The organism is Rheinheimera sp., from assembly GCF_036568245.1.
Classification (GTDB): Bacteria; Pseudomonadota; Gammaproteobacteria; order Enterobacterales; family Alteromonadaceae; genus Alishewanella.
The window spans coordinates 1-4,126 of the sequence record NZ_DATCSY010000037.1 but is presented as its reverse complement, the minus strand read 5'-3'; the positions used below and the strand labels follow the sequence as shown (position 1 = coordinate 4,126).

Sequence of the window (4,126 nt, the reverse complement as noted above, 5' to 3'; positions counted from 1 at the left end):
GATTTAAACCCGTCTGTCAAGCGCCTTTTTAAAAGATTTTTGAGAGACTTTTTAACTCACCCGACGCACCCGAACCGCAGCACCCCGTGGCATGGCGCGCATTATAGGGCGTTTTTGAACACACGCAACAGGTAAATTGAGGAAAATATATCAACCGCCCAGAAAACAAGCAAAACAGCCGTATTTCTAAAAAATTCATCAGGCCACAGCTTTGCGGCTGTTGTATTCCAGCACCATTTGAGTCATTTGCACGTCGTCATAAGGAACCAGATTACTTAAAATCATCCGCTTCTCTCCAGAGCCGATCGATTTGCCGTTCTCTTTCAGTGAAAACTGCAGCAGTGCATTGCCTCTTTTCCCTTCAACTGACAATGACGATGCTGTCAAACTTAAATCTACTTTCTGTGACGGTAAAAACTCAAACTCCAGTGCCATGCTTTCATATATCACCAGCGGTCGCTGAGGGTTAATCATTACATTATGTCGTTGCATTAATGGCTGCAATATATGAGGAAAGTTCTGGCCAGAAAATCTGACATAATCCTGGATAAGCGGCTCTATAACATTCAGGTCTTGCTGGGATGGCCCGCTGCGCTGAAATGAGAGATACTTTTTATTCTGACCATCAACAATAGTAATGACGTCAGAATCCTCAGCGCAATGCAGCTCTACCTCGGCACCAACCATACCAGAAAACTGACAGCTAAGGCGCTGTGCAACACCATAGCGGGTTAACAGATACGAAAAAAGCAAATCGCCTGGCACGCAAAAGCGCTTTGCGTCCTCATCATGTATAGGATTAAAGTCAGACGCGACTTGTTTTGCAAAGTCACTTGCCTGCTGCCGGGTAAAGCTAAAATACTCACCATTTTGCTGAACATACTTTTCTAACAACATCTATCACCTATCCGCAATACACTTAAGGCGGCCATTCTACCTAAATTCGCCTCACTAATGGTCTAGCCAGTACATCTATAATATTTGCAAAAATATGCTTGCTTTTCGTCCAACAGGCGAATACTGTATATGCGTACACTGTATAAATAACCACTAGGTGACTGTATGTATAACAATGTATTGCGTCGTCCATTATTTCAATCGACCACTGACCGCGACAGCTGTGTGTTGCAAACTCTCGTTCATGCTGGCATCAACGCAGATAATAGCAGCCACCTCCCCCGGCAAAGCCTTTTACAGTTAATCAAGCAACATCAAAGTCAGGATGGATGGATACTGCTTGTGGCACCTTCGAGCTTGCCAGACAAAGAGTGGGCGGAGAATTATCAATTGTCTTTGCATAATGTTCTGGTAGTGCATCAGAAGCAAATTAGCAATCTGGCGGCAACTTTAACACAGGCCCTTACCTCGGTCAGCTGCAAAGTGGTTATCAACTTTGGAGAGCCTTTGGGGCAGCAACAATTAGAACAATGCCGAAAACTTGCTGCCAAGAACAATATTTGGTTCTATCAGAGCGAGCACGTAGCACAGAGAATATTTAAGCATTAACCACCTGCATCGTCGCAGGACAACAGGGCTAGCATACGATAGAATTGCTGCATCAATTTATCAGATTTATCGTTATGCAGTGTTATTGTGGTTCCGCTAAACCGTTTGACTTATGTTGCCATACTTTTATTAGTGGGCAGCTGCAGGTACGCTACTGCGAGCAGCTAATGCGCTCCCGTTATAGTGCATACTGCCATAAAGCCATTGATTATATATACCTGACATATCACCCTTCAGTGCGGCAAGAAAACCCAGCCGCAGCCCTGGCTGCTTTTGCGCATGACAGCCACTTTATCATGTTAGATGTACACAGCGCGGAGCAAAGCCTAAACGAGGGTTTTGTCGAATTTACGGTGAAATATATTCAGCATAATCTGCTATACCAATTTCGGGAACGATCACGTTTTGTGCTCGAAGATCAATGGTACTATCTTGATGGTGTATTAACTGAACAAACGCCAAGAAAAATACAGCGGAATGAGCGATGTCCCTGCAATAGCGGGAAGAAATTTAAACAATGTCAGCAACATTTAATCTCTGGTCATTAAAGTTAACAAACTGACTACGCTACGTCTTCTGTATGTAACTGTTGTAGTACCTCATAAATTGCAGCGGGATCAGCTTGCGGTTTTGTCAATTCTGGCTCTAAAAGCCGTCGGTGGCTATGCAAGCTCAAAGCCTGCAAGACATCGCTGCTAAGCCGTTTCTTGTCATCATGTTGCTGTAATGGCGCTATGCTCAAGCTCATCGCGAGCTTCAAACTCGCCAAACCTCCTTGTAATAAGGCTTGGGTATGTTGGCTGAGCACCTTGAGATCTTCTTGAGCCATAGCGAAGCTTCGTGCCGGACGAATTCCAAATTTATTATACAAATTTTCGCTTATTTTTATCTCTGATACTGCATCAGGTGTAAAAAACTCAGCGGATTCTTCGATAGCAGGCGACAGCAACGCCAGATATAAAGAAAAATCTGCCCGCTGCGCTTGCTGAAGCGCAGTATTAAGTCTGGAATCAAGCTGCCATTCGTTAATAATCATTCTAAATAAACTGTTTCGCGGCTTCATATGTTCTTATCTGACTGAATTATCGGCAGTCAGACAAAAAAGTTTAGTAAATGGCTTTACATCAAAAGTGAGTTTGATAATATGCCGTCCACTCGTGGAGGGGTTCCCGAGTGGCCAAAGGGATCAGACTGTAAATCTGCCGGCACTGCCTTCGAAGGTTCGAATCCTTCCCCCTCCACCATCTTCCTGTTTACCGCAACTGTTATAGCATCACTCCATCCATTATTTTCTTGCTTATCTGTCAGATATTTCCGACACTTAGTCGTAAATTACTATTGAATTAATGTGGTACTGATGGATAACAAAACGCTTGAGAATCAACGTGTTCTTATTGTTGACGATCAACGGGCTTTCCAATTGATGTTTAAAGGTATTTTGTATCAAATGGGAGCAACAAATGTGGCATTCTCGCCAACAGGCGAACAAGCATTAGCAAAATGTGCCACGGTCAGTTACGACATACTCTTCGTTGATTATCACTTAGGTGTTGGCAAGAACGGTAAGCAGCTGCTGGAAGATCTGAGAGAAAAAAAGCTATTGGCGCCCCACAGTATTTTTATGCTGGTGACTGGTGAAAATACAGTGCCGATGGTTATGAGTGCTGTCGAACTCGAACCAGACGATTATTTGGTCAAGCCTTTTTCACAAAATGTGCTTCGCAGCCGTATTCAGCGTATACAGCGAAAAAAAGCCCATTTGGCGGCACTGTATCAGGCCTTGTTTGACGACCAACCCGAACGGGCAATTGAGTTGTGTCAGCAGGCGATAGCAAGCGAAAGCCGTTATCAGCAGTTCTGTAAAAGAGTCATGGTGGAGAACTTACTCGTTCTGCACAGGTACGATGAAGCAGAGCAGATCCTGCAAAACAGCCTTAACCAACACCGCAGCGGCTGGGCATTGTTGTTACAAGCGAAGTTATGTTTCGAATTGCAACGTTTTGATGAAAGTTTGGCGTTATGCCAGGAAGCCATAGAAAGCAATCGCTATTTTGCTGAAGCTTACGATATACAGGCGATGACTTACCAAGCCACCGGAGATCAGGAGCAAGCATTTAGTAGCATCCAAATCGCAGCTGAAATAGCACCCTACAGTATGGCACGCCAGTATTTGCTTATTGAGATTGCACGTAAACTTAATAATGTTCCGCTACAGGTTCAAGCCAGTAAGCAGCTGTATGAGATCACCCGGCGTTCAATTAAGCAAGATATCGTGCATCTGCTGAACTATATACGCACTGTAATTGATGCCGCTGTGAGAACGGATGACCCCAACCAACGTAACCGTTATCTGCAAGAGGTTTCTCTGGCGTTACAACGCGTGAAACGTGACGAAGGTATGACACGCGAAATCGATTTTGGCCTATTTGAAGCGTTGTGCCAAGCCAGATTAGAGTCGCTTAGCGGTGCGCAATATCAGGCGAAGAAAACTTATGCAGCCGTTGCCGACCAGTTGTCCGAACAACACCAGGTGTTGCCGGACGCCATATTTTTGTTAAACCAGATTGGTGAGTTTGAGCAGGCTCAAAGCCTGACGCAGCTGGTACCTGCTGAGCTGATG

5 protein-coding genes and 1 tRNA gene are annotated in these 4,126 nt (G+C 44.6%); 4 read left to right on the top strand and 2 right to left on the bottom strand.

Annotated features, from left to right (window positions below; all coding sequences use genetic code 11):
* Positions 1-198: 198 nt before the first annotated feature.
* Positions 199-897 (bottom strand): DUF3581 family protein, encoded by a 699-nt coding sequence (locus tag VIN66_RS01650; protein WP_331922372.1) that lies wholly within the window; start codon positions 895-897, stop codon positions 199-201.
* A 165-nt stretch (positions 898-1,062) separates the two neighbouring features.
* On the opposite strand from VIN66_RS01650, the gene VIN66_RS01645 reads away from it, so the two are divergent.
* Complete coding sequence (locus VIN66_RS01645) at positions 1,063-1,506, top strand: hypothetical protein (RefSeq protein WP_331922371.1); 444 nt, start codon at positions 1,063-1,065, stop codon at positions 1,504-1,506.
* A gap of 74 nt (positions 1,507-1,580) precedes the next feature.
* On the top strand, positions 1,581-2,054 hold the full coding sequence (locus VIN66_RS01640) for a YchJ family protein (protein WP_331922370.1): 474 nt from the start codon (positions 1,581-1,583) through the stop codon (positions 2,052-2,054).
* 14 nt (positions 2,055-2,068) lie between these two features.
* On the opposite strand, the gene VIN66_RS01635 is transcribed toward VIN66_RS01640, so the two are convergent.
* The gene (locus tag VIN66_RS01635) at positions 2,069-2,542 is read right to left on the bottom strand and encodes a VC2046/SO_2500 family protein (protein ID WP_331922369.1); all 474 of its coding nucleotides are present in this window, start codon (positions 2,540-2,542) and stop codon (positions 2,069-2,071) included.
* A 123-nt stretch (positions 2,543-2,665) separates the two neighbouring features.
* On the opposite strand from VIN66_RS01635, the gene VIN66_RS01630 reads away from it, so the two are divergent.
* A tRNA-Tyr gene (locus VIN66_RS01630) sits at positions 2,666-2,750 on the top strand.
* Between the two features lie 113 nt (positions 2,751-2,863).
* The coding region (locus VIN66_RS01625; protein ID WP_331922368.1) for a response regulator at positions 2,864-4,126 on the top strand (1,263 nt) is incomplete at its 3' end.